The organism is Acidovorax cavernicola (assembly GCF_003581445.1).
On record NZ_QXMN01000303.1, the window covers coordinates 1 to 707 of the forward strand.

At 66.9% G+C, this 707-nt stretch carries 2 protein-coding genes; both read left to right on the forward strand.

What is annotated here, in order from left to right; genetic code table 11:
* Positions 1–370, forward strand: a 370-nt coding sequence (gene hisG, locus D3H34_RS33310) for an ATP phosphoribosyltransferase (RefSeq protein ID WP_119558916.1), incomplete at its 5' end; no start/stop codon positions are given.
* Between the two features lie 29 nt (positions 371–399).
* On the forward strand, positions 400–707 hold a 308-nt coding region (locus tag D3H34_RS33315; RefSeq protein WP_205736882.1), incomplete at its 3' end, for a histidinol dehydrogenase.

Here is a 707-nt window from a genome sequence, read left to right on the forward strand (position 1 = left end):
GTGCCGCGTGAGCGTCGCGGTGCGCGCCGATTTCGACTATGCACTGGCCGTGAAGCAGGGCTCGCGCCTCAAGGTCGCGACCAAGTACACCGAGATCGCGCGCAACTTCTTCGCCAGCAAGGGCGTGCACGTCGACATGATCAAGCTCTACGGCAGCATGGAACTCGCGCCGCTGACGGGCCTGGCCGACGCCATCGTCGATCTGGTGTCCACGGGCAATACGCTCAAGGCCAACCATCTGGTCGAAGTCGAGCGCATCATGGACATCAGCTCGCATCTGGTCGTCAACCAGGCGGCACTGAAGCTCAAGCAGGCGCCGATGCGCCGCCTGATCGACGTGTTCGCGCGCGCCACGCAGGCCCAGGCCTGAATCCCACGCCCTGATTGAAGCCGGAAATGATGAACGCCACGCCCCTCCGTTTGCGCACCGACAGCGCCGATTTTGAAACCGCCTTCCAGGCCCGCCTGCATTGGTCGGCCGATACCGATGCGGCCATCGAGCAGCGCGTGGCCGACATCCTGGCCGACGTGCAGCAGCGCGGCGATGCCGCGGTGCTCGAGTACACGCAGCGTTTCGACGGCCTCGCGGCCAGCGACATGGCGGCGCTGGAACTCACGGCCGCGGAACTCAAGGCCGCGTTCGACGGCCTGCCCGATGTCCAGCGCGCAGCGCTGCAGTCGGCCGCCGAGCGCGTGCGCCGCTACCA